We start from the raw sequence: 22,349 nt of genomic DNA on the forward strand, positions 1-22,349 counted from the left end.
GCCCGCGCGTACCGCAGACGCCGGGACCACGGCCCGACGTCACGGCGGGCCGCCGCGCCGCCGGTGCCCGGTGGCCGCGACCCGGTGGCCCTCGCGATCGAACTCGCCGACGAGCTCGGGCTCGACAGCGTCTCCATGCGGCTGCTCGCCGACCGCGCCGGTCTGCCCGCCCACCTGCTGTACCGCCAGGTACGCAACCGAGGTGACCTGCTCGGCATGATGGCCGAGCGGGTCATCGACGCGCGCCGGGCGCGCACCGCCGCGGCGCACGACGGTCCCCGGGCGCGGCTGGCCCACCTGGCCCGCGACGAGTGGGCCATGTACCGCCGGCACCCGTGGCTGCTGACCGTCCTGGCCAGCGACCGGCCGCCGACCGGCCCCGCGGTACTCGCCATGGTCGACCGCGTCGTGTCGGTCCTGACCGACGCCGGCTTCGATCCCGCATCGGCGTACCGGGCATATCTCGTCCTCAGTGGTTACATCCAGGGCATGGCTCTTCTCATCGCCCGCCCGCCGGCCGACCCCGACTACCGCAGCTGGCGTTCGGCGACCCATCTCCGGCTCGAACACACCGGGCGCCTGCGGCAACGGCCGTGGCTGACGGCAGCCAGCCGGACCGATCCCGACGAAGACCTCGACAGCTGGTTCGACTTCGGGCTGGATCGCATGCTCGACGGCCTGCTGATGCCGCACGGGTCGCACTGATGCGGCCGGCTCCGGTCGACCGGAACAGCGTCATCGCGTTCCGGCTGCGGGCCCAGCACCTGCACCACCGGTTGCCCGGGACATCGCTGCACCGGGCGGTGCTCTGCGGGTTGCCGGACGGCGCGCCCCGCTCGGCGCTGCTGTCCCTGCACGCCCGGGCCGCCGGGGTGCACGCCGACACCTGGGCCGACAGCGCGTTCACCCAGGTGTGGGGGCCGCGGGGCGCGGTCTACCTGGTGCCCGTCGCGGACGTCGCCGTCTTCACCCTCGGGCTGCTGCCCCGCGACGAACGCAAGCAGCGCGCCGCGCAGGAGGCGGCCGACGCGGTGCGGGCGGCGGTCGGCCGCCGCCAGGTCCGCAAGCGTGACGTCCTGGCCGCGGTCGGCGACCGGGTGGACCGGCTCATCCTCGCCTGCGCCACCGGGCGGATCCGGATCCGCTGGGACGGCCGCGACACGCTCGTATCGGCGGCCACACCACCCCGGACCGACCCCGAGCGGGCCCGCGTCGAACTGCTGCGGCGCTTCCTCGGCGCACTGGGACCGTCCACCGCCGAGGGCTTCGCCGCCTGGACCGGGCTCTCCGTCACCGACGCCCGCGCCACCGTCGCGGCGCTGTCCGCCGAACTCACCGAGGTCACCGTGGCGCACGGCACCCGCCTGGTGCTCCGCGCCGACCACGACCGGCTGGTCGGGGCGAGGGAGGTCGCCGGGGTACGGCTGCTGCCACCCGGCGACCCCTTTCTGCTCGGCGCCGACCGGGAGCTGCTGGTGCCGGCGGCGGCGCACCGCCGGGCCGTCTGGCCGGCCGGCACCGTCCAGCCCGGGGCGCTGCTCGCCGACGGTGAACTGCTCGGCACCTGGCGTCGGCGCGGGCACCGGGTCGAGATCAGCCCCTGGGCCGAGGTAGACGAGCGGGTCCGTACGGCCGCGGAGCGGGAGGCCGCCGGTTTCCCGCTGGACCTGGCCCGCGACGTCACCGTCAGCTGGGCGCGCGTCTAGTCCTCGGCGCGCCAGCGGTAGAACTCCTTGGCCACGGCGTCCTCCGGGCCGCGCCAGGTGTCCGGGGCGTACGCGTCGATGTACGGGCTCAGATCCTCCATGATCTTGGCGAAGGCCGGGGTGTCGTGGTTCTCCCGGACGGCGGCGAACGAGGCGTCGGTCTGCTCCAGCACGTGCAGGTAGACATCGTCGATCGAGTACAACCAGCGGCCGGTGACCCCGAGGCGGGCCGGCAGCTCACCGGCGTCGGACTCGCCGAAGATGCGCGCCACGTCCGGTTCGGCGCCGGGCTTGATCCGGGCGACGATGATGGTCCGGTTCGGGCCGGTCGACTCCCCGGCCGGCGGTTCGGCCGGCGCCCAGTGATAGAACTGCTTCGCCACCGAGTCCGACGGGTTCTTCCAGTACCTCGGGTACGGCGTCACGTACGGCGCGATGGCCTCGGCGATCTGCTGGAAGGCGGGCAGCCCCCGGGTCTGACCGGTCACCGCGGGGTCGGCGACCCGCTCGATGACGTGGATGTAGAGGTCGTGGAAGGACAGCAGGGTGCGGCCGATGACGCCGAGATCCTGCGGGCGGGTGGTCCGGTCGTAGTAGCCGAAGGTGTCGGCGACGACACGCTCGCTCTCCTCGCCGGGCACCATCCGACAGACGATCACGTTGCGGAAGGTCATGACTGGGACTCCTCGGGTGAGTGGGGTCGGTTGTGGACGCCGGGTCGCCGTCACGCGGCGAAGTGGACGGGTAGTTCCAGCAGGCCCCGGAAGGGCGACGCGGCCGGCAGCCGGCGCAGCTCGCCGACCGGCACGCCGAGCCGCAGCCCGGGGAGGCGGCGCAGCAGCGTCCCGATGCCGATCCGCGCCTCCATCCGGGCCAGCGAGACACCCAGGCAGTAGTGGACGCCGTGGCCGAACCCGAGGTGCGGGCCGCGGACCCGGCGCAGGTCCAGCCGGTCCGGGTCGACGAAGTGCTTCGGGTCGTGGTTGGCCGCGTTGAGCACCACGCCGACGATCGACCCGGCCGGGATGCGGACGCCCTGGTACTCGATGTCCTCGGTGGCGATGCGCGGGCTGGCCACCGGCAGCGGGCCGTCGAAGCGCAGCAGCTCCTCGATGGCCGAGGGCAGCAGCGCCGGCTGCCGCAGCAGCAGGTCGAGCTGGTCGGGGTGGGTCAGCAGCGCCACCACCGCGTTGCCGATGAAGTCGGCGGTGGTCTGGTGGCCGGCGAACAGCAGCAGGAACGTGGTGGTGACCAGCTCCGGCTCGGAGAGCGTCCCCTCCTGGTCGCAGGCGGCGATCAGCGCGCTGATCAGGTCGTCGGCGGGGCGGGCCCGCTTCGCCTGCACCAGCTCGGTGAGGTACTCGTGCAGCCGCGCCTGGGCCTCCTGCACGGCCGCCCGCTCCTGCTCCGGGCTGCGGCGCGACGACCCGGAGGTCCGGATCACCTGGGTCCAGTCGAGCACCCGGTCGTGGTCGGTCGGCGGGATCCCGAGCAGGTCCGAGATCACCAGCATCGGCAGCGGGATGGCGAAGTCGCGCATCAGCTCGGCCTCGCCGTGCGGCACGATCTTGTCGAGCAGGTCGTCCACGAGCTGCGCCACCCGGGGGCGCATCGCCTCGATCCGGCGCGGGGCGAACGCCTGGGACACCAGCCGGCGCAGCCGGGTGTGCTCCGGCGGGTCGGCGTTGAGCATGTTCTTGTTCAGGCCCGCCGAGTTCGGGCCGAAGATGCGCAGGTAGTGCTCCTGTGGGCCGTACAGGTCCTTGGACAGCCGGGGGTCGGTCAGCGCGGTGCGCGCGTCGTCGAAGCGGCTGATCAGGTACGAGTCGAACCGCGGCGAGCTGACCGGGCAGACCGGCTGCTCGGCGCGCAGCCGGGCGAACGCCGGGTACGGGTCGGCGGCGAACTCGTCGGTGTAGAGCTCGGACGCGGGGATCGGGCACTCGGTCATCGGGTCTCCTCCGGCCGGCCGCGCATGCTGTGCAGCACCTGGTAGGTGTGGCGTTGCGCGGACTCGCGCAGGTCGCGGATCACTCGCAGCAGCTCGTCGCGTTGGGCGCTGCGGCCGAAGGCGTCCAGCCGGTCGCGGTCCGCCCAGTCGCTGATGATCAGATAGCTGCGCGGGTCGTCGGCGTCGCGGACCAGGTCCTGGCGCAGGCAGCCGTCCAGCGCGCCGATCTTCTCCGCCGCCGCGAGCCACTCGGCCTCGAACCGTTCCTCGCAGCCGGGCCGGGTCCGCATCGCCAGCACCGTGCGCACCGTGCTCACTTCGCACCGCCGAAGACCAGGTGCAGGTTCTTGCGCAGCCCGTCGGCGTCGATCGGCTGGCTGCGGAAGCCCACGTGCCCGTCCGGGCGGATCAGGTACAGGGCGGTGCCGGTGACGCCGTAGCGGGCGCGGAACTCGCCGGCGGCGTCGCGCAGCACCGGTGGGGCGAGCAGCCGCGGCTGCGGGGCGTCCGGGTCGAGCAGCAGGTACGCGTCGAGCTCCCCCGCCGCCAGGGCGCGCAGGTCGGCGCAGATCTTCTCCACCGCGGCGACCGCCGCCTCGTCGGCCGAGCCGTCCGCGTACAGCAGGAGGGTGTGCCGGGTGCCGCGGGTGAGGTCACGCAGCCGCAGCGGGTGGCCGACGCCGCGGCGGCGCAGGCCGCCCACGTCCGGCGCCCGGTCGCCGGGGCGCGGGCCGGCCCGCAGGGCGTCGGGGTCGGTGACGGTCTCCCCGACCAGCGGGCTGTCGGCGTAGCTGAGCAGCATCGACATCTCCTGGAGGAACTGCCGCTTCAGGTCCTCGCGGTCCAGTTCGTCGGTGAACGCCATCCGCACCGCCCGGCCGACGATCTCCTCACCCTCCGGGCGCCGTTCGGTCTCATAGCTGTCCAGCAGCCCCGGCGCGGCCTTCCCGCGCACCGCCAGGGCCACCTTCCAGGCGAGGTTCCAGGCGTCCTGGATGCCGGTGTTCATGCCCTGCCCGCCGGCCGGCGGGTGCAGGTGGGCGGCGTCGCCGGCGACGAAGACCCGGCCGTCGCGGTAGCGGTCGACGATGCCGTGGCTGATCCGGAACACCGACGACCAGCGCAGGTTCGACGCGCGGGTGCCGGGCGGGGCCAGCCGGTCGATGGCGGCCTGCACGTCGGCGAGGGTCGGCTCGGCCAGTTCCTCGCTGAAGCCGGGCGGGGCGTCCTGGCCGCCGGTCTGGGCGAAGAACCTCGGTGGCGCGAGGGTGGCGATCCGGTAGCGGTTCTCGCCGCGCAGCGGCACGCAGACCAGCATGCCGTCCATCCGGCCGTCGGTTTCGTGCATGAACCGCAGCAGGTGCCCGTCGGGCATGTCCCAGTCCACGTCGACGTCGCCGAGCATGAACAGCTGCGGGAACCGGCCCAGCCCGCCGGTGAAGGTGAGCCCGAGCAGGTCGCGGACGGTGCTGTGCGCGCCGTCGCAGCCGAGCAGGTACTTCGCGCGTACCGTCTCCTGCCCGGCGGGGGTGTCGAGGGTGGCGGTGACGCCGTCGTCGTCCTGGGTGAAGGCGGTCAGCGCGGCGCCCCGGCGCGGACGTACGCCGAGGGTGGCCAGGCGTTCGGTGAGGATCCGCTCGGTCTCGTACTGGGGCAGGCCGAGGTGCGCGTACGGCAGCTCGGGCAGCTCCCAGCTCATCCGGTGCGTCTCGTGGCCGTTGACGAACACCATGTTGCCGGTCAGCCAGATGCCGGCGTCCATCGCCTCGCGGACGACGCCCTGCTCCTCCCAGAGCTCCATGGTGCGGCAGTGCACCCCGATCGCCTTGTCGGCGTGCGCGGGCGGGGTGGCCCGCTGCTCCACCAGCCGGCAGTCGACGCCGCGCCGGGCCAGCTCGATGGCGGCGGTCAGCCCGGTGGGCCCCGCCCCGACGATGAGTACGTCCGTTGTCGTGTGCACGTCGCTCTCCTTGCCCGGTGTGCGGCCACGGTCGGGGAGGCCCACGCCGGCGGGGTCCGCCACGCCGTGGAACAGGCGGCGGCGGATCCGGAGCAGGAACGGGGCGATCGGCCCGGCCTCCTCCCGCGCGTGGGCCGGGTTGGCGATCCAGCGGTGGAACTCGGCGGCGCCGGTCCACTCGGCGAAGATGTGGAAGGTGTCGGAGTCGGGCTCGCGCAGCAGGTCCTCACGCAGATAGCCGGGCACGCCGGCCATCCGGTCCAGCACCTGCGGGTAGCCGTGGTCGAACTCGGCGCGCCGGGCCGCCGGCACGGTCAGCTCGACGTCCACGAAGACGGTCGAGCCGCCACCGGGCACGTCGCGCATCACCCGGCGGTCGCCGTCGGCGGGCGGTTCGCACAGCGGGCGGACGGCCTCGGCGAACCGCGCGGCGACCGGCCCCCGCTCGTAGTCGCGCAGGGCGGCCTCGTCGGTCCACTCGGTGACGACGACCCAGCAGCGCGGTGCGATGGCGTCGACGAGCAGGTCCCGCAGCAGGTTGCCGGGCAGCTCGCCGATCGCCGCGCGGGCCGCGTCCCAGGCGGAGGCCACGGCCGGTTCGCAGCCGGGGCGGGCCCGCAGCCGGACCATCGTCCTGATCATGTGGTTCTCCTTCGACGGCGCGTGCTGCGACCCTGCCGAAGGTCGCGTCATCCCGCCGTCACCGCGGACCGGCGATCAGTCCGCCGCCGGTGACGCCCCGGGGACGCAGCCGGTGTCCCCGCGCGGACGGGCCCGCCCGCCGCGGTCGGCGGCGGACGGGCCCGGGGTGCCGGCGATCCGGCCGGCCGGTCAGCGGCCGGCGCCCCCGCCGGGTGCGACGCCCTCGGTCGGCGCGGCGTCCACGGTGGGCGCGGCGTCGGTCGGCACGGTCTCGGCGCTGGGCGCGGCGTCGGTCGGCACGGTCTCCGCGCCGGGCGCGGCGTCGGTCGGCATGGCGTCCACGGTGGGCGCGGCGGTCCGGCCGGGCCGGGCCTGGTCGGCCCGGCCGGTGGCCCGCAGGTACGCGTGGCGCAGCAGCGGCCGGTAGACCCGGGCCGAGTCGGCCAGCGCGCTGAAGTGCGACGACGAGTTGCCGGCCAGGTACCGGGTGGCCACGGTGGCCTGCTCGACCCGGTCGCCGGCCTGCACCGCCGCCAGCAGCACGGCCATCTCGTAGTCGAACCGGTCACCCGGCACGCCGAGCAGCCAGTCCAGCCGGGCGGCCGGGAAGCCGCGCAGCCCGGTCTGGGTGTCGCGCACGTCGTGGCCGGTGACCGCGCGGAACAGCAGCCGGGTGGCGCCGTTGCCGAGCCGGCTGCGCAGCGGCACCCGCCCGGTGAACCGGCGGACGCCCAGCACGACCGCGCCGGTCGCCCGGACCCGCTCGGCCACCCGCAGGATGTCCTCGGTGCGGTGCTGCCCGTCGGCGTCGGCGCACACCACGTCCTGACCGGGGAGGGTGCGCAGCGCGTACCGGAACCCGGTGCGCAGGGCCACGCCCTTGCCCAGGTTCCGGCGGTGGCGCAGCACGGTGGCGCCCCGGTCGCGGGCCGCGCGCAGCGCGTCGACCGGCGCCGGGCCGGTGCTGCCGTCGTCGACCACCACCACGGTCAGGTCGGGGGCGGCGGCGCGCAGGTCGGCGACCAGCGTGGGCAGCGCATCGCCGGGCTGGCACACGGGCAGCAGGATGATCATCGTGGTCCTCTCCACACCGGAGGGGCCGTGGTGACGGCCCGGCCGGCGCACGGGCGGGGGCGGACGTCGCCCGTCATCGACGGGTGCCGCTGGGCGACGGCGCTCACATACCCAGTTCGGCCCGTCGCCTCGCATCCGGCCCGTGGTCGATCGCGGCGGCGCCGGCCGGGGCGCGCCGGACGACGCCCCACCGCCGCGCCCGGCGCAGGGCGGCCACCATGGCCCGCTCGCGGCGGATCAGGGCCGCGTGGTCGCCGACCCCGAGGTACGCCAGCCGGCAGGCGAGCCGGGCGACCCGCTCCGCCCCGGCCGCACCCGGTGGTTCTCCCCCGGTGGCCGGCACGTCGAGCAGGGCGGGCCCGCGCAGGCCCAGCACCCGGCCGGCGAGCAGCCGGATGCGGGGCAGGTGCCCGGCGTGCGAGACGATGCCCAGCGGTCGCGCCGCGTCGAACTGCCACCCGGCCAGCAGGCCGTCCCCGGCGGTGTGCACCAGGTTCTCCAGTGTGCTGCGCGACCGGTTCTCCACCCGCAGGTCGGCGTAGCGGTGCAGGCCGGCGGCGCGGGCGGCGCGCCACATCAGGTCGGCCTCCCGGCTGCCGGGCGGTGGCGCCGGCGCACCCTCGCCCGCCTCGCTCCACCCGCCGGTGAACACGATGCGCGGCGGCCGGCCGTGCCGGGCCGCGTGCCGGAACGCGGCCTCGTGGGCGGCGATGTGGGCGGCGGCGGCGTCGACCCGGGCCAGGCTGGCGGGGGTGAGCGCGTAGCGGTCGCCGGCGCGGTGCACGCCCCGCCCGAAGACGACGAGGACCAGAGCGGTCGGCGGTGTCATGGGCCTCCCGGGACGGCTGCCCGTCGAGGGTACTCCGGCCGTGCGTCAGGCCGGCGCGGCCAGGCCGGCCAGCCCGACGAGACCGGGCACCGGGGCGCGGCCGAGTTCCCCGCCGCTGGTGGTGTCGTGCCAGCTCACCGCCGCCGCCTGGCCGACGTGCAGGCGGCGGCCGTCGGGGCTGAGCACCAACCCGGTGGCGGGCTGGGGCAGCGGCCAGGCGCCGACCGGGCGCAGGGTGGCGAGGTCCACCACGCGTACGGTCGGGCCGGCGCCGACGAAGAGCCGGTCCCGGCCGGCGACCGCGTACCCGGTCGCGGTGGGGCCGGGGGCGAGCGTGGCGGTCCGGCGTACGGCCAGCTCCTCGGTGGAGATCTCGGCGAGGGCGCCCGACGTGACCTCGGCGACGAGCAGCCGGGTGCCGTCCGGGGTGAGCGCCATCGTGTGGCCGGCCGCGGCGGCCGCCCCGAACGGGTGCGGCAGGTCGACGCAGTACGCCCACCGCTCGGCGAGGTTCAGGGTGTGCACGAAGGCGTGCACGTTGCCCGGTCGGCCGCTGACCAGGTCCCGGGTGTGCCGGTGGTCGGCCTGGTGGGTGTAGAGCGTGTAGAGCACCCGCCGGTCCGGGGCGAGCACGGCGTGCCGGCCGTCGCCGCGCATCTCCTCCTCCGCGCCGGGCGGCACCGGTGTCTTGTTGCGGGTGCTGAGCGGGCCGGGTGTGCCGGTGGCGAGGTCGACGACGCGGACCCGGTAGCGGTCCGGCGCGGCCGCCGGCAGCCATTCCAGCACGAACAGCCCGGTCTGGTCGGCGCTGAACGCCTCGGGCACGTGGTTGCCGGCCAGGCGCAGCCGGTGCCGGATCCCGGTGGCGTCGACGACCAGCACCGGGCTGGCGGTGCGCCCCGCCGGCCGGTCGGTGGCCGCCCGGGCGTCCGGGGTGAGCGCCACCGTCGTGCCGTCGGTGGAGACGGCCTGCGGCAGCCAGCGTCCGGCGAGGGTGATCGGTGCGGAGCGGCGGCCGGTGCCGGTGTCGATCCGGGTGAGGGTGGTGTCGGTGCCGGCGGTGGTGGTCGCCCACAGCGCCGACCCGTCGGCGGTGGCCAGGGCGTTCGGCACGGTCCGCCGGTCCGCGCCGCGCAGCACGGCCACCCCGCCGTCCACCTCGGCCAGCAGCGGGTCGGGCACCGCGACGGCGGGCTGCGCGGTGGCGGTGCGCTCGGGTCCGCAGCCGGCCACCGTGGCGAGGCCGGCGCCGGCGAGCACGGTCAGCAGGGTACGGCGGTGCAGCGGTGTCGTGGCCATCATGTCCGGACGACACCGGCCGGCCCGCCCGGGTTCCACCGGTCGAGGGTGGAACCCGGGCGGCGCGAGCGGTGTCATGAGGGTGCACGACGGAGGTGCCCACTGGACGACGCAGAGTTCGTCAGCCGCGCGCGGACCGGTGACCTGGAGGCGTACGAAGCCCTGGTCGCCCGGCACAGCGCGGCCGCGTACCGGACGGCGGTGCTGCTCGGCGCGGGTTCCGACGCCGAGGACGTCATCCAGGAGGCGTTCGTGAAGGGGTACCGCAGCCTCTCCCGCTACCGGGGGGCGTCGTCGTTCCGCTCCTGGCTGCTGGCGATCGTCGCCAACGAGACCCGCAACCTGCACCGCTCCCGCAGCCGCCGCGACGGCCTCGCCCTGCGGATGGCCGCGGTGAGTTCCGGGTCGGCGCAGGTCGCCGACGGCGGGGTGGACGCCGTCCTCGCCGGGGAGCGCCGGGCCGCGCTGGTCCGGGCGCTGCGCCTGCTGCCGGTACGCGACCGCGAGGTGATCGTCTGCCGGTTCTTCCTCGACCTGTCCGAGGACGAGACGGTGGCGATGCTGGGCTGGCCCCGGGGCACGGTGAAGTCGCGGACCTCCCGGGCGCTGGCCAAGCTGCGCGACCTGCTCGACCGCGAGGAGGTCCGCAGTGGCTGAACTCGAACGGGAGCTGCGGGAGCTGGCCGCCTGGCTGGAGACACCCCCCACGCCGGACGTGACCGCCCGGGTACACGCCCGGCTGGCCGCCCCGCCGCCGCCCCGCCGCCGGTGGCGCTACTGGGTCGCCGCTGGGCTGGCCGCGCTGCTGGTGGCGGTGCTGCCGCCCGGCCGGGCCGCCCTCGCCGACGCCGTGGCGGGCCTGCTGCGCTTCGCCGGGGTCACCATCGTCAGCTCGGCGCCGCCGCCGACGGCCGACCCGTCGCCGTTGCCGTCGCAGCGGACCGCCGGCCGCACCGAGGCGCAGCGGCAGGTCCGGTTCCCGATCCGGTTGCCGGCCCGGCTCGGCCCGCCCGAACGGGTGCTGGTCGCCGACCCGGACGGGACGGGCGCGTACCGGGTGGCCACGCTGCTCTACCGCGGCGGGACGCTGCGGCTCGACGCGTACGACGGGCGCCTGGACCCGGTGTTCCTCAAGGGGGCCGCCGGTCCGGACGTGATCCCGGTCGAGGTCGGTGGCGACTTCGCGGTGTGGGTGGCCGGCCCGCACACCCTCACGTACGTGGACCGGGGCGGCACGACGCGGGTGGAGACCGCCCGGCTGGCCGCCTCGACGCTGATCTGGCAGGACGCCGGGGTGTGCTACCGGCTGGAGGGTGAACTGTCCCGGGACGAGGCGATCGCGATCGCCCAGTCACTAGGTTGAGGAAGGTCGGCATGGACACAGGTGAACCGAGGCGCTCGCGGTGCCGGCGGCTGGCGGCGTTCGCGCTGGTCGGCGCGGCGACGCTGGCCGGCTGCCGGGCCGCCCCCGCCGAACCGGCGTCGTCCGGCACACCGGCGGGCGACCGGCCGGCGGTCGTCGCCGGCGGCGGGGCGGGCTGCCCGGCGACGGCCCGGCTGCCCGAGCCGGGCGGGTCGCTGGAGCGGCAGGGCAGCGGGGACGGCGCGACGCTGTGGGCGCTGTTCTTCCCCCGCACGCCGGTGCTCAGCCCGGGCACCGAGGTCAAGGTGGCCTGGCGGATGACCGGCAGCGGTGACCTCGCCATCAGCGCCACCGGGCCGGACGGGACCACCGTCGCGCCCGCCTGGGGCCCCGAGTCACACGGTGCCAGCAGTTGGCAGCGTCCCGGCCAGGAGTGGGGCACCGGCTGGTCCTTCCCCACCGCCGGCTGCTGGACGATCACCGCGCGACGCGGCGACGTGTCCGGGGCGCTGGTGGTGCGGGTGGCGGACGCCTGAGGGATGGCGGCCGGGCCGTCCGGTGCGGCCGGGGCTGCGCTCCGGGTGCGCCGGCATCGGCCGGACGGCTCAGGAACACGATCCCGGGCCGGCGGACGCTTGACGGATCCGCCTCCGGTGCGGGTGGATGGAGGTCGATCATCCGATCCCCCTCGCTACCAGGCAAAATCCCTCGGAGGATGCACATGACGATCCCCCGCCTGCGCGGCGCCGCGCTGGCCACGGTCGCGCTCATGGCCACCGGCTCGGCGGTCGTGCCGGGCCCGGCCGCCGCCGCACCCGGCGCACCCGGCACCCCCCGCTACACGGCCGGCGCGCCGACCGTCGGCGACCCCTACTTCCCCGACCAGGGCAACGGCGGATACGACGTCCAGCACTACGACCTGGTCTTCTCCTACGACCCGGCGACCCGCTTCATGGACGCCACCGCGACGATCACCGCGGTCGCCACCCAGGATCTCGACCAGTTCAACCTGGACTTCCGCGGCCCCGAGGTCTCCTCGGTCACCGTCAACGGGCACGCCCACGCCTTCACCCGCGACGGCCAGGAACTGATCGTCACGCCGCGGCCGAAGCTGAAGGCCGGGCAGCGGTTCACCGTGGTGGTCCGCTACGCCGGCGTGCCCGGCCCGGTGACCGACCCGGACGGGTCGATCGAGGGGTGGGTGCCCACCGACGACGGCGCGTTCGTCGTCGGCGAACCGCAGGGCACCCCCGCCTGGCTGCCCACCAACGACCACCCGACCGACAAGGCCACCTTCCGGTTCACCGCCACCGTGCCCGAGGGGCTCACCGCCGTCGGCAACGGCCAGCTGCTGTCCCAGCAGACCCGCGACGGCTGGACCACCTTCGTCTGGGACAACACCGAGCCGATGGCCACCTACCTGGCGACCATCACCATCGGCAAGTTCGAGGTCACCCAGACGGTCACCCCCGGCGGGATCCCGTCGTACGTGGCCATCGACCCGCGGCTGGTGGCCGGGTCCGCCGACGCGGTGTCGCAGATCCCCAAGATGCTGGAGTTCTTCACCGGGAAGTTCGGGCCGTACCCGTTCGCCTCCACCGGGGCGATCATCGACTACGCCCCGAACGTCGGCTACGCCCTGGAGACCCAGACCAAGCCGATCTTCTCCAGCCGGGCGAGCGTCGGCACCATGGCCCACGAGCTGGCTCACCAGTGGTACGGCGACAGCGTCTCGCCGGAGCGCTGGTCGGACATCTGGCTCAACGAGGGCTTCGCCACCTACGCCCAGTGGATGTACACCGAGTACAACGGCGGTGCCTCGGTGCAGCAGACCTTCAACAGCTCCAGCAACTACGGGCGGGCCGCGTCGTCGTCGTTCTGGCAGATCGTGCTGGCCGACCCGGGCCCGGAGGACATGTTCAGCAACATCCCGTACAACCGGGGGGCGATGACCCTGCACGCGCTGCGCGGCAAGGTCGGCGACGACGCCTTCTTCCGCATCCTGCGGCAGTGGGCGGCGATCCACCGGCACAGCGACGCCGGCACGGCGGACTTCATCGCCCTGGCCGAGCGGGAGTCGGGGCAGAACCTCGGCGCGTTCTTCGACGTGTGGCTCTACCAGAAGGGCAAGCCGACCACCTGGTGACCCGGCGGCGGGGCCCCGCGATCGCTGGCGGTCGCGGGGCCCGTCACACCGTCGGCGGCGGCATCAGGCATGCTCCGCATCGTCGCCGCGCCCGACGCCCGGCGGGGTGATTCCGACGGCGGCCAGGTTCCGCGCCTCCTGACTGGCCGGATCGAACGACTTCCCGGCGGTGAAGACGATCCGGGCGTTCTCCGGCGTGATCACCTCCACGTCCCGGGTGTTCCAGGAGGTGTCCCGTGGGCCGTCGACGGAATCCGGGTCCACCGCACGGCACGCCTCGGCGATGGCCTCGATCTGGTGCAGCACGCAGGCGAAGTTGACGCTCATCGCCGGCGCCCGCTCCGGAACGCTCTCCGCCGTGACGAGAAGTACGTCCTGGAACGCCCACCGGCGCAGGTGCACCAGCTGGCCGGGGATGCCGAACAGCTCGAAGAACCCGAGCCCCCGGACCCAGTAGTCCACCGACGCCGCCAGATCGCTGGTGGGGATCTTCACGAACGCAGGCATGCCGTAGATGCCTCGGAACGGCTCCGGCGCGACCGCATCCGGACCGGGGACAGGCACGGGACTCATCTCGAAAGCGTCATAGTGGTCACTCATGTGCCCACCCTCCGCCCTGACGCGGCGGGAGAGTCAAGCCGTCCTGGAAGCCGGTCCCACCGCCGCTACCTGACCGAGGTCGTGGCCGGCCACCGCCCACGCGGGGCTCACTCCTCGATCGCGCCGCCCACCGCCCGCAGGTGCTCCCGGAAGGTCAGCGCCGGGTTCCGCGCCCGGCCGGTCAGGTACGCCCCGAACCCGACCTGCGCCCGCAGCGACTCGCCGGCCCGGATCCGGTCGGCCTGCCGCCGCTCGGTGTCCCGGATCGACTCCGCCAGGTCGCACAGCTCCCCCACCCGGCCGGCCGGCACGAACAGCACCCCGTCCTCGTCGGCCAGCACGACGTCGGCGCCGTCGAGGGTCCACGGGCCGACCCGCGCCGAGGTCAACGCCGCGGCCGGCCGGGGGTCGAGCCGCTGCGGGCCGGTGGGCGTCGCCCCGAGGCTGAACACCGGCAGACCGACCGCGCGGATGTCGATGGTGTCCCGGTGCAGGCCCCACACCACCAGGCCGGCCAGACCGGCGGCCTGCGCCTCCAGCACCACCAGGTCACCGACGCACGCCTCGTCGCCGCGCCCGTCGTTGTCGACCACCAGCACGTCACCGGGCTCGGCGCGGTCGATCGCCTCCAGGAAGATGTCGACGCTGCCGACGTGCCGGGCCGGCAGCACCCGCCCGGCCAACCGGCCGCCGGCCACCACGGGCCGCAGCGCGGGCGGGGCGCAGCGCACCGGCACGCCGGCCCGCAGGCAGGCGTCGGCGACGTGGGCGGTGGTCAGGTCGGCGAAGCGTCGCGGCAGCCGCGGATCGATGGTCATGGCCCGACGCTAACCAGCCGGGGACGCGCTGACAGGGACCAGTTCCCGGTCCGTGGCCTGCCCCCGGGTCAGCGGCGGAAGGTGCGGTCGAGCAGGTCGAACAGGGCGGCCCAGTGCCGCTCGGTGGCCTGCTCGTCGTACATCGGGGTGTCCGCCTGGGTGTAGCCGTGCCGGGCACCGGGATACACCTCGGAGCGGTAGCGGACCCCGGCGGCGTCCAGCGCCCGCTCCAGGGTGGCGATCTGCTCCGCCGTCATCGACGGGTCCTGGTCGGCGTGGCCGAAGTACAGCTCGCCGGTGACCGCAGCCACGCCCAGGTGCGGGCTGTCCGGCGCGTCGGTGACCACCCGCCCCGCGTGGAAGGCCGCCGCCGCGGCGAGCCGGTCCGGGTGCGCCTCGATGGCGCGCAGCGCGTTCATGCCGCCCATGCAGTATCCGGTGATCGCCGCCCGGCCGGCCGCGACCTGCGGCTGCGCGGCCAGGAAGTCCAGGTAGGCGGCGGTGTCCCGGGCCACCACGTCCGGGGTCAGCCTGGCCATCATCGGCCCGAGCTGCTGGAACAGCTCCGCACGGCGGCGCTCGTCGGCGAGGCCGGACAGGTCGGTCAGCGGCGCCCGGCCGGAGCGGTGGAACAGGTTGGGCACCAGGACGACGTAGCCGCGTGCCGCGATCGTGGCGGCCATCTCGGCCAGCCGCGGCCGTAGCCCGAACGCGTCCATGAAGACCAGCACGGCCGGGAACGGTCCGTCCCCGTCGGGCCGGACGAGGTACGCGTCGGCCACCCCGTCGCCGGTCGGCACGTCCACGGTCGTCGTCTGCACTGCGACGTCCTCCTCCAGCCGGGTTCCGACTCCGCACGCTACTCCCGGCCGGGCGGGCCGGCAGGTCGGCGTGTCAGGATGCGGCGCATGCGTGCGGTGATCTACGACGAGTTCGGCGTCCGGCCCGAGGTGCGCGACGTGCCCGATCCCGACCCGACGCCCGACGGGGTGGTCGTCCGGGTCGAGGCGACCGGGCTATGCCGCAGCGACTGGCACGGCTGGCGGGGCCACGACCCGGACGTCCGCCCGCCGCACGTGCCCGGGCACGAGTTCGCCGGCGTGGTGGCGGCGGTCGGCGCCGGCGTACGCGACTGGCGGCCCGGCGACCGGGTCACCGCGCCCTTCGTCTGCGCGTGCGGCCGGTGCCCGGCCTGCCTCGCCGGGGACCAGCAGGTCTGCGAGCGGCAGACGCAGCCGGGCTTCACCCACTGGGGTTCGTTCGCACAGTTCGTGGCGGTACGCGACGCGGACGTCAACCTGGTCCGGCTCCCCGACGAGCTGGACCACCCGGTCGCGGCGGCGCTCGGTTGCCGGTTCGCGACCGCGTTCCGGGCGGTGGTGCACCAGGGGCGGGTCGCCGCCGGTGAGTGGGTGGCGGTGCACGGCTGCGGCGGGGTCGGCCTGTCCGCGGTGATGATCGCCGCGGCGTGCGGCGCCCGGGTGGTGGCCGTCGACGTCTCGCCCGGCGCGCTGGCGCTGGCCCGGGCCGCCGGGGCGGAGGTCTGCCTGGACGGGAGCGCGTTGGCCGGGCCCGGCGAGGTGGCGGCGGCGGTGCGGGAGGCGACCGGCGGCGGGGCGCACCTGTCGGTGGACGCGTTGGGCAGCCACCCGACGTGCGTCGCCTCGATCGAGGGGCTGCGCCGGCGCGGGCGTCACGTCCAGGTCGGCCTGCTGCCCGCCGTCCAGGGCCGGCCGGCGCTGCCGATGGAGTTGGTGGTGGCGTACGAGTTGGAGCTGCGGGGCAGCCACGGGATGGCCGCGCACGCGTATCCGCAGCTGTTGCGGCTGGTCACCGCCGGGGTGCTGCGCCCGGGCGAGCTGATCACCCGCACCATCGGCCTCGGCGAGGCGCCCGCCGCGCTGGTCGCGATGGATCGGGCCGCGCCGGGCGGGATGTGCATGATCCGGCCGGGAGCCGAGGGGCCCGCTGTGGCGTAGGTCACGCCACTTCACGGTGGGCCGGGCCCGCGCCGTCTCGTGGTCGTCAGCTCGTACCGACCCGAGGAGCAGGGCACATGTCCACCGCGTACACCGTCGTCACCGTCGCCGCCGCCCTCTGGGTGGGGTTCTCCGCCGCCTGTGTCTTCTTCCGCGCGCCGTGGGTGGTCGGGCCGCTCGCCGAGTACGGCGTTCCCCGCTCGTGGTGGCCGTGGCTCGGCGCGGCCAAGGCCGCCGGGGCGCTCGGCCTGCTGGTGGGGTTGTTCGTGCCGGTTGTCGGGGTGCTGGCCGGCGTCGGCCTCGTGATCTACTTCGTGGGGGCCGTCGTCACCGTCGTCCGGGCCCGCGCCTACTCGCACGTGCCGTTCCCGCTGCTGTACCTGGCGCCGGTCGTCGGCGCGCTGGCCCTCGGGTTCGCGGCCTGACCGCCACCGACGACACAGACCGCGCTGGCCCTCGGGTTCGCGGCCTGACCGCCACCGACGGCCCGACGACGGGAGCACCGGATGCACGCCGACCAGCAGCCGCAGGAGACGTTCCAGGCGCATCGGGACCTGCTGTTCTCGGTGGCGTACCGGATCCTCGGCACCGCCGCCGACGCGGAGGACGTGGTGCAGGACGCCTGGTTGAAGTGGTCGGGGGTCGACCGGTCGCGGGTGGCCGACCACCGGGCGTACCTGGTGCGGATCGTGTCGAATCTGGCGCTGGACCGGCTGCGGTCGGCCCGGGTCCGGCGGGAGACCTATGTCGGGCCGTGGCTGCCCGAGCCGATCCTCACCAGCAGCGACGCGGCCGACGACGTGGCCACGGCGGAATCGGTGTCGATGGCGCTGCTGGTGGTGCTGGAGACGCTGAGTCCGCTGGAGCGCGCGGTGTTCGTGTTGCGGGAGGTCTTCGGGTTCGGCCACGCGGAGGTCGCCGATGCGGTCGGGCGGTCCGAGGAGAGCGTGCGGCAGGCGGCGCACCGGGCCCGCGAGCACGTGCGGGCCCGGCGGCCCCGGTTTCACGCCGACCGGGCCCGCCAGCGGCAGGTGACCGAGCGGTTCCTCGCCGCCGCCTCGGGTGGCGACCTGAACACCCTGCTGGAACTGCTCGCCCCGGACGTGACGGTGTGGACCGACGGCGGTGGCAAGGTGCGCCAGGCGATGCGGCCGGTGACCGGAGCGGCGCCGGTGGCGGCCTGGTTCGCGACCCTCGGCCGGCACCCCTACCAGGGGGTGGAGTTCGAGGCCATGACGATCGAGTTCGTCGAGGTCAACGGCGGGCCGGGCATCGTGTTCACCGGGGCCGGGCGGGTCATCGCCGCGATGGTCCTCGACGTCGACGAGCAGGGCCGGATCGCCGTCATCCGCACCATCGCCAACCCGGACAAGCTCGGCGCCGTGGCCGCCCGCACGGTCCACCCCATCGAGCCGACCTAGCGGGGCCAGTTGCGCAGCAGGGCGTCGAGGGCGTCCATGGTCCGCGCCCAGGTCTGCTCGGTGTCGGGGGCGCTGTGGCTGAACCCGCCGCCCAGTTCCAGGCTGACGTAGCCGTGGAAGACGCTGCCGAGCAGCCGCACCGCGTGCGTCTGGTCCGGCTCGGCCAGGTCGTAGCCGCGCAGGATCGCCCGGGTGAGCTGGGCGTGCCGGCCGCCGGCGCTGGCGGCGGCGGTCGCCGGATCGAGCCGGAGCTGGGTGGCCGCGTACCGCCCGGGATGGTCGCGGGCGTAGTCGCGGTAGACGTTCGCGAGCGCGGTCAGGGCGTCCTTGCCGGCCCGGCCGGCCACCGCGTCGGCGGCGCGGTCGGCGAGTTCGGCCAGGGCGAGCAGGGCGATCCCGGTGCGCAGGTCCTGGGAGCCGCGCAGGTGCGCGTAGAGGCTGGCGACCTTGACGTCGAAGCGGCGGGCGAGCGCGGAGACGGTCACCTGGTCGAAGCCGACCTCGTCGGCCAGCTCCGCTCCCGCCTGGATCAGCCGTTCGGTGCTCAGTCCCGCGCGTGCCATGCCCCTCCCCCGGTCGTCACCTTAGGTGATTATGCATTTGCCTAATACCTTTAGGCAAATTACCGTGGGGTTCATGAAGCCGCTGACCGAGCAGGAGATCCGTGCCGCCTTCGTCAACTGCACCAAGGGCCAGACGAAGCGGCTCTTCGTCCCCCGCGACCTGAGCGACCGCCCCTGGGACGACCTGGACTACCTCGGCTGGCGGGATCCGCAGTCCCCGGACCGCGCCTACCTCGTCGCCGAACTGGACGGCCACCCTCGGGCCATCGCGCTGCGCCGGCCCAGCCCCGCCGCCGGGCAGCTGCAACGCGGCATGTGCTCGATGTGCCTGACCACCCACACCGGCAACGTCAGCCTGATGGTCGCCCCGAAGGCCGGCAAGGCCGGGCAGCAGGGCAACACCGTGGGCACCTACCTCTGCGCCGACCTCGACTGCTCGCTCTACGTGCGGGGCCGCAAGAACGCGGGCGCCGGCGCGCGGTTGCAGGAGTCACTGTCGGTGGAGGAGAAGATCGAGCGGACGGTGGCGAACGTGGCCGCGTTCGTCGCCCGGGTGATGGCCTGACGGTGCGCCGGACCGGCTCAGCGGCGGGGCGCCGATCCCACCGGGGACCGACCGGCCCGCTCACCCGGTGCCGAGCGGTCCTGTCGCGCGCGGCGCACGGCCACCGCGACGGCCGCCGCGATGATCAGCCCGGCCCCGGTCCACAGCAGCGGGTTGCCGCGCAGCCCGTCGGGCAGTTGCTGGCCGAGGACGAACACGCCCATCACCACCACGAACCAGCCGAACGCCTGGCGTAGCAGGTCGGCGGGGATCCTGCCGGCCAGCCGCCCGCCGAGCAGGCTGCCGACGACGGCGGCGGCGGTGACCGCGACCGCGAGGCCCCAGTTGATCTGCACGCTGGACAGGTAACCGGCCAGGCCGGCGAAGGACTTCATCGCGATGACCACCAGTGAGGTGCCGACCGCGACGGGCATCGGCAGGCCGCCGAGCAGGGCCAGCGCGGGCACCACCAGGAACCCGCCGCCGGCGCCGACGAGTCCGGTGACCAGGCCGACGACGACGCCGTCGGTGATCACCCGCAGCACCGGCAGCTCGTGCGGCACCGGGCGACCCTCGGCCGCCCGCCGGCCCCGGATCATGGCGGTCGCGGTGGCCAGCATCATGATCGCGAAGCCGGTGAGCAGGACCGCCGCCGGGACGAACGCGGCCAGCCGGCCGCCGGCGTACGCGCCGGTCATGCCGGCGACGCCGAAGAGCAGGCCGGTGCGCCAGCGCACCCGGTGGGCGCGGGCGTGCGGGAGTACGCCGACGGCGCTGGTGGCGCCGACGACCAGCAGCGAGGTGGCGATCGCCTCCTTGGCGGGCAGGTCGGCGACGTACACCAGCAGCGGTACGGCGAGGATGGAACCGCCGCCGCCGAGCAGGCCGAGGCTGATCCCGATCAGCACGGCCAGCCCGACGGTCAGCAGCAGCGTGCCGGTCATGCCCGCTGCCCGGTCTGGCGCAGTTGGCCGGCCACGCTGTCCAGGTCGCAGCTGGCGCCCCGGTTGTACGGCAGCCTGCTCAGCAGCATGCCCATCGCACAGGTGTTGCTCAGCGCGGCGAAGGTGAGCCCGGCGCCGATGAACCCGGCGACCCACTTCAGCCCGGGTACGACCACCGAGCCCAGGACGGCGAGCAGGACGATCGACCCGGCGACCAGCCGGACCTGGCGTTCCAGGTCCCAGCGCTGCCGGCCCCGCGCGATCGGGGCGTCGGTGGCCTGCCAGGCGAGCATGCCGCCGTCGAGGACGTGCAGGTTCGGCAGGCCGATCTCGGCGAGCGCCTGCCGGGCCTGCCCGGCGCGGGCACCGGAGCGGCAGATCAGCACCACGTCCTCGTCGAGGTGCTGGCGCAGTTCGGCGCGGTGTTCCTTGAGCAGGTCCAGCGGGACGTTGTAGGCGCCGGGGATGTGCAGGGTCTCGAACTCGGCCGGGGTGCGCACGTCGAGCAGTCGGGGGGCGCGGCCGGAGTCGATCAGCTCGCGCAGGGTGGTGGCGTCCACGGTGGCCGGGCGGGTGGTCTCGGTCATGTTTTCCTCGCTCGGGGTGAGTCGGGGGCAGGGCAGGGTGCGGCGCCGGCGGGCGCGCGGTCGCGCCCGCCGGTGGATCGGTACGGGGTCAGTCGGCCATGGCGACGCCGGCCGCCTCGGCCCGGTCGAACCTGTCGTCGATGACGACCACCTCGCGGCCGGCGTTGGCCAGCAGCGACGCCGCGGCGGTGGCCCGGTAGCCGGAGCCGCAGTGCACCCAGACGACGCCGGCCGGTACGTCGCCGAGGCGCTCGGGCAGGTCGGGCAGCGGGACGTGCACGGCCCCCTCGACGTGGCTCGCCCGCCACTCGTTTGTCATCCGCACGTCGAGCACGACGTCCGGGGCGGGCAGGCCGGCCGGGGTGTCGCCGGCGCGGGCCGCCGCGAGGGCGGCGAAGTCCGCCAGTCGCAGTTCGCGCAGCTGCTCCGGTGCGGTGGCCCACTGCTCGGGGCCGCCGGTGGCCTGCGCGGCCGGCCGGTCGATGCCGATGCGGACCAGTTCCCGCTGGGCGTCGGCGACCTGTTCGGGGGTCTCGGCGAGCAGGGTGATCGGGACGCCCCAGTCGATCAGCCAGCCGAGCCAGGTGGACATCGGCCCGTCCAGGCCGAGGCTGACCGTGCCGGCCAGGTGCGCGGCGGCGTACGCCTTGCGGTGGCGCAGGTCGACCACCCACTCGCCGGCGGCGATCCGCTCGCGCAGCCTGGCGGCGTCGGCCCGGGCGGCCGGGGTGAGGTCGACGGCGGCCGGCCCGGCGGCGTTCGCCACGCCCATGTGCGCGTAGTACGCCGGGTAGGCGTCGAGGCCGGCCAGGGTCTCGGTGACGAACGCGTCGGCGGCCAGCCGCAGCACCGGGTTGGCCTGCTTCTCCCGCCCGATGGTGGAGTCGGGGGCGTCGGCCTGGCTGGCCGAGCAGAAGCTGCCGAAGCCGTGCGTGGGCCAGACCTGGGCGCCGTCGGGCAGCAGGTCGGCCAGCCGCTGCGCCGAGGCGTGCTGGTGGTGGGCCAGTTCGTGGGCGTGTTCCTGGCCGAGCAGGTCGGTGCGTCCGGTGGTGCCGAACAGCAGCGACCCGCCGGTGAACACGCCGACCGGCTGCCAGTCGCCGGCGGTGGCCTCGTCGAGGACGTACGACAGGTGGTGGAAGGTGTGGCCGGGGGTGGCGACCACCCGCAGCCGCAGCGAGTCGGAGACGGCGACGACGTCGCCGTCGGTGACCGCCGTACGGTCGAAGCCGACGGTGTCGGCGGCGGCCACCAGGTAGTGGGCGCCGGTCACCCGGGCCAGTTCCAGCCCACCGGAGACGTAGTCGTTGTGCAGGTGCGTCTCCACCACGTGGGTGATGCGCACCCGCTGCTCGCCGGCCAGGTAAAGAACTCGGTCGATGTCGCGCTGGGGGTCGACCACGATCGCCGTCCGGCCGTCGCTGGCCAGGTAGCTGCGGTCGCCGAGCGAGGACGTCGCAATGACGGACACCTCTGCTGCCATGTTGTCGATCTCCCTTCCATACCTTGTCTTCATACCCGGGGGGGTATCCAGGAAACAGACCTCTGCCCGGCCCGACGGCGCGCAGGGGTTACCCCCTCGCGCCGCACCTACGCGGCGCGCGGGGGCGACACTCAGGCCAGGGCGAGGAAGAGCTTCTCCAGCTCCGCCTCGGTCATCTCCGGCTCCTCGCCCCGGTCGCGGGCGGCGCCGCAGTGCCGCATGCCGGAGGCGATGATCTTGAAGCCGGCGCGGTCGATCGCCTTAGAGACCGCCGCGAGCTGGGTCAGCGCCTCCCGGCAGTCCTCGCCGTTCTCCATCATCTCGATCACGGCGTTGAGCTGGCCCCGCGCTCGCTTGAGCCGGTTGAGCGCCTCGCCGGTCATCTCTGGTTGCAGCTTCACCACCCCAACATACCCCCGGGGGTTCCCGATCCGCAAATA

25 protein-coding genes are annotated in these 22,349 nt (G+C 74.9%); 10 read left to right on the forward strand and 15 right to left on the reverse strand.

Annotated features, from left to right (window positions below; translation table 11 throughout):
• Nucleotides 1-84 precede the first annotated feature (84 nt).
• Both K7640_RS01950 and K7640_RS01955 read left to right on the forward strand, forming a co-directional pair.
• Nucleotides 85-705, forward strand: a complete 621-nt coding sequence (locus K7640_RS01950) for a TetR/AcrR family transcriptional regulator C-terminal domain-containing protein (protein WP_222952895.1) — start codon at nucleotides 85-87, stop codon at nucleotides 703-705.
• Nucleotides 705-1,706, forward strand: coding sequence for a DNA glycosylase AlkZ-like family protein (locus tag K7640_RS01955; RefSeq protein WP_222952896.1), 1,002 nt, complete (start codon nucleotides 705-707; stop codon nucleotides 1,704-1,706). The genes K7640_RS01950 and K7640_RS01955 overlap by 1 nt, the downstream gene beginning before the upstream one ends.
• Here the strand turns inward: K7640_RS01955 and K7640_RS01960 are convergent.
• The 7 genes from K7640_RS01960 to K7640_RS01990 all read right to left on the reverse strand — a co-directional run bounded on the left by K7640_RS01960 (nucleotide 1,703) and on the right by K7640_RS01990 (nucleotide 9,464).
• Nucleotides 1,703-2,380, reverse strand: a complete 678-nt coding sequence (locus tag K7640_RS01960) for a TcmI family type II polyketide cyclase (protein WP_222952897.1) — start codon at nucleotides 2,378-2,380, stop codon at nucleotides 1,703-1,705. The genes K7640_RS01955 and K7640_RS01960 overlap by 4 nt on opposite strands.
• A gap of 50 nt (nucleotides 2,381-2,430) precedes the next feature.
• Nucleotides 2,431-3,657, reverse strand: a complete 1,227-nt coding sequence (locus tag K7640_RS01965) for a cytochrome P450 (protein WP_222952898.1) — start codon at nucleotides 3,655-3,657, stop codon at nucleotides 2,431-2,433.
• Nucleotides 3,654-3,974: a putative quinol monooxygenase gene (locus K7640_RS01970; protein ID WP_222952899.1), complete on the reverse strand. Its 321-nt coding sequence runs from the start codon at nucleotides 3,972-3,974 to the stop codon at nucleotides 3,654-3,656. The genes K7640_RS01965 and K7640_RS01970 overlap by 4 nt, the downstream gene beginning before the upstream one ends.
• Nucleotides 3,971-6,259, reverse strand: coding sequence for an FAD-dependent oxidoreductase (locus K7640_RS01975; protein WP_222952900.1), 2,289 nt, complete (start codon nucleotides 6,257-6,259; stop codon nucleotides 3,971-3,973). Before K7640_RS01975 ends, K7640_RS01970 begins: the two co-directional genes overlap by 4 nt.
• A 189-nt stretch (nucleotides 6,260-6,448) precedes the next feature.
• Entirely contained in the window at nucleotides 6,449-7,333 is an 885-nt protein-coding gene (locus tag K7640_RS01980) for a glycosyltransferase family 2 protein (RefSeq protein ID WP_222952901.1), read from the reverse strand.
• A gap of 103 nt (nucleotides 7,334-7,436) precedes the next feature.
• A complete protein-coding gene (locus K7640_RS01985; protein WP_222952902.1) occupies nucleotides 7,437-8,162 on the reverse strand; it encodes an ElyC/SanA/YdcF family protein in 726 nt (241 codons plus the stop codon).
• Nucleotides 8,163-8,207: 45 nt separating this feature from the next.
• Nucleotides 8,208-9,464: a YncE family protein gene (locus tag K7640_RS01990; RefSeq protein WP_255607751.1), complete on the reverse strand. Its 1,257-nt coding sequence runs from the start codon at nucleotides 9,462-9,464 to the stop codon at nucleotides 8,208-8,210.
• A 45-nt stretch (nucleotides 9,465-9,509) separates the two neighbouring features.
• On the opposite strand from K7640_RS01990, the gene K7640_RS01995 reads away from it, so the two are divergent.
• The 4 genes from K7640_RS01995 to K7640_RS02010 all read left to right on the forward strand — a co-directional run bounded on the left by K7640_RS01995 (nucleotide 9,510) and on the right by K7640_RS02010 (nucleotide 12,970).
• Nucleotides 9,510-10,118, forward strand: coding sequence for an RNA polymerase sigma factor (locus K7640_RS01995; RefSeq protein WP_222952904.1), 609 nt, complete (start codon nucleotides 9,510-9,512; stop codon nucleotides 10,116-10,118).
• Nucleotides 10,111-10,824: a DUF4367 domain-containing protein gene (locus tag K7640_RS02000; protein ID WP_222952905.1), complete on the forward strand. Its 714-nt coding sequence runs from the start codon at nucleotides 10,111-10,113 to the stop codon at nucleotides 10,822-10,824. Before K7640_RS01995 ends, K7640_RS02000 begins: the two co-directional genes overlap by 8 nt.
• Before the next feature lie 11 nt (nucleotides 10,825-10,835).
• Nucleotides 10,836-11,360 (forward strand): hypothetical protein, encoded by a 525-nt coding sequence (locus K7640_RS02005; protein ID WP_222952906.1) that lies wholly within the window; start codon nucleotides 10,836-10,838, stop codon nucleotides 11,358-11,360.
• 185 nt (nucleotides 11,361-11,545) lie between these two features.
• Nucleotides 11,546-12,970, forward strand: a complete 1,425-nt coding sequence (locus K7640_RS02010; protein ID WP_222952907.1) for a M1 family metallopeptidase — start codon at nucleotides 11,546-11,548, stop codon at nucleotides 12,968-12,970.
• Nucleotides 12,971-13,033: 63 nt separating this feature from the next.
• Here K7640_RS02010 and K7640_RS02015 read toward each other — a convergent pair whose 3' ends face one another.
• The 3 genes from K7640_RS02015 to K7640_RS02025 all read right to left on the reverse strand — a co-directional run bounded on the left by K7640_RS02015 (nucleotide 13,034) and on the right by K7640_RS02025 (nucleotide 15,209).
• Nucleotides 13,034-13,477 carry a hypothetical protein gene (locus tag K7640_RS02015; protein ID WP_222952908.1) on the reverse strand — a complete coding sequence of 148 codons (444 nt, stop codon included), beginning with the start codon at nucleotides 13,475-13,477 and terminating at the stop codon, nucleotides 13,034-13,036.
• A gap of 200 nt (nucleotides 13,478-13,677) precedes the next feature.
• Complete coding sequence (locus K7640_RS02020; protein ID WP_222952909.1) at nucleotides 13,678-14,388, reverse strand: RraA family protein; 711 nt, start codon at nucleotides 14,386-14,388, stop codon at nucleotides 13,678-13,680.
• A 68-nt stretch (nucleotides 14,389-14,456) separates the two neighbouring features.
• Nucleotides 14,457-15,209, reverse strand: coding sequence for a dienelactone hydrolase family protein (locus K7640_RS02025; RefSeq protein WP_222952910.1), 753 nt, complete (start codon nucleotides 15,207-15,209; stop codon nucleotides 14,457-14,459).
• A gap of 87 nt (nucleotides 15,210-15,296) precedes the next feature.
• On the opposite strand from K7640_RS02025, the gene K7640_RS02030 reads away from it, so the two are divergent.
• The 3 genes from K7640_RS02030 (at nucleotide 15,297) to K7640_RS02040 (ending at nucleotide 17,788) form a co-directional block, all read left to right on the forward strand.
• The gene (locus K7640_RS02030; protein ID WP_222952911.1) at nucleotides 15,297-16,367 is read left to right on the forward strand and encodes an alcohol dehydrogenase catalytic domain-containing protein; all 1,071 of its coding nucleotides are present in this window, start codon (nucleotides 15,297-15,299) and stop codon (nucleotides 16,365-16,367) included.
• Nucleotides 16,368-16,444: 77 nt separating this feature from the next.
• Nucleotides 16,445-16,792, forward strand: coding sequence for a DoxX family protein (locus K7640_RS02035; protein WP_222952912.1), 348 nt, complete (start codon nucleotides 16,445-16,447; stop codon nucleotides 16,790-16,792).
• Nucleotides 16,793-16,873: 81 nt separating this feature from the next.
• Nucleotides 16,874-17,788, forward strand: coding sequence for an RNA polymerase sigma-70 factor (locus tag K7640_RS02040; protein WP_222952913.1), 915 nt, complete (start codon nucleotides 16,874-16,876; stop codon nucleotides 17,786-17,788).
• Here K7640_RS02040 and K7640_RS02045 read toward each other — a convergent pair.
• Nucleotides 17,785-18,351, reverse strand: a complete 567-nt coding sequence (locus K7640_RS02045; RefSeq protein ID WP_222952914.1) for a TetR/AcrR family transcriptional regulator — start codon at nucleotides 18,349-18,351, stop codon at nucleotides 17,785-17,787. The two genes, K7640_RS02040 and K7640_RS02045, sit on opposite strands and share 4 nt — an antisense overlap.
• A 73-nt stretch (nucleotides 18,352-18,424) precedes the next feature.
• On the opposite strand from K7640_RS02045, the gene K7640_RS02050 reads away from it, so the two are divergent.
• The gene (locus K7640_RS02050) at nucleotides 18,425-18,916 is read left to right on the forward strand and encodes an FBP domain-containing protein (protein WP_222952915.1); all 492 of its coding nucleotides are present in this window, start codon (nucleotides 18,425-18,427) and stop codon (nucleotides 18,914-18,916) included.
• Nucleotides 18,917-18,933: 17 nt separating this feature from the next.
• On the opposite strand, the gene K7640_RS02055 is transcribed toward K7640_RS02050, so the two are convergent.
• The 4 genes from K7640_RS02055 to K7640_RS02070 form a co-directional block, all read right to left on the reverse strand.
• Complete coding sequence (locus K7640_RS02055; protein ID WP_222952916.1) at nucleotides 18,934-19,839, reverse strand: sulfite exporter TauE/SafE family protein; 906 nt, start codon at nucleotides 19,837-19,839, stop codon at nucleotides 18,934-18,936.
• Complete coding sequence (locus K7640_RS02060) at nucleotides 19,836-20,426, reverse strand: rhodanese-like domain-containing protein (protein WP_222952917.1); 591 nt, start codon at nucleotides 20,424-20,426, stop codon at nucleotides 19,836-19,838. The genes K7640_RS02055 and K7640_RS02060 overlap by 4 nt, the downstream gene beginning before the upstream one ends.
• Before the next feature lie 88 nt (nucleotides 20,427-20,514).
• Complete coding sequence (locus K7640_RS02065) at nucleotides 20,515-21,909, reverse strand: rhodanese-like domain-containing protein (protein ID WP_222952918.1); 1,395 nt, start codon at nucleotides 21,907-21,909, stop codon at nucleotides 20,515-20,517.
• Between the two features lie 131 nt (nucleotides 21,910-22,040).
• Nucleotides 22,041-22,310 carry a metal-sensitive transcriptional regulator gene (locus K7640_RS02070; RefSeq protein WP_222952919.1) on the reverse strand — a complete coding sequence of 90 codons (270 nt, stop codon included), beginning with the start codon at nucleotides 22,308-22,310 and terminating at the stop codon, nucleotides 22,041-22,043.
• Nucleotides 22,311-22,349 lie beyond the last annotated feature (39 nt).

Origin of the sequence: Micromonospora sp. PLK6-60, from assembly GCF_019890675.1 — a bacterium.
Lineage (GTDB): Bacteria > Actinomycetota > Actinomycetes > Mycobacteriales > Micromonosporaceae > Micromonospora.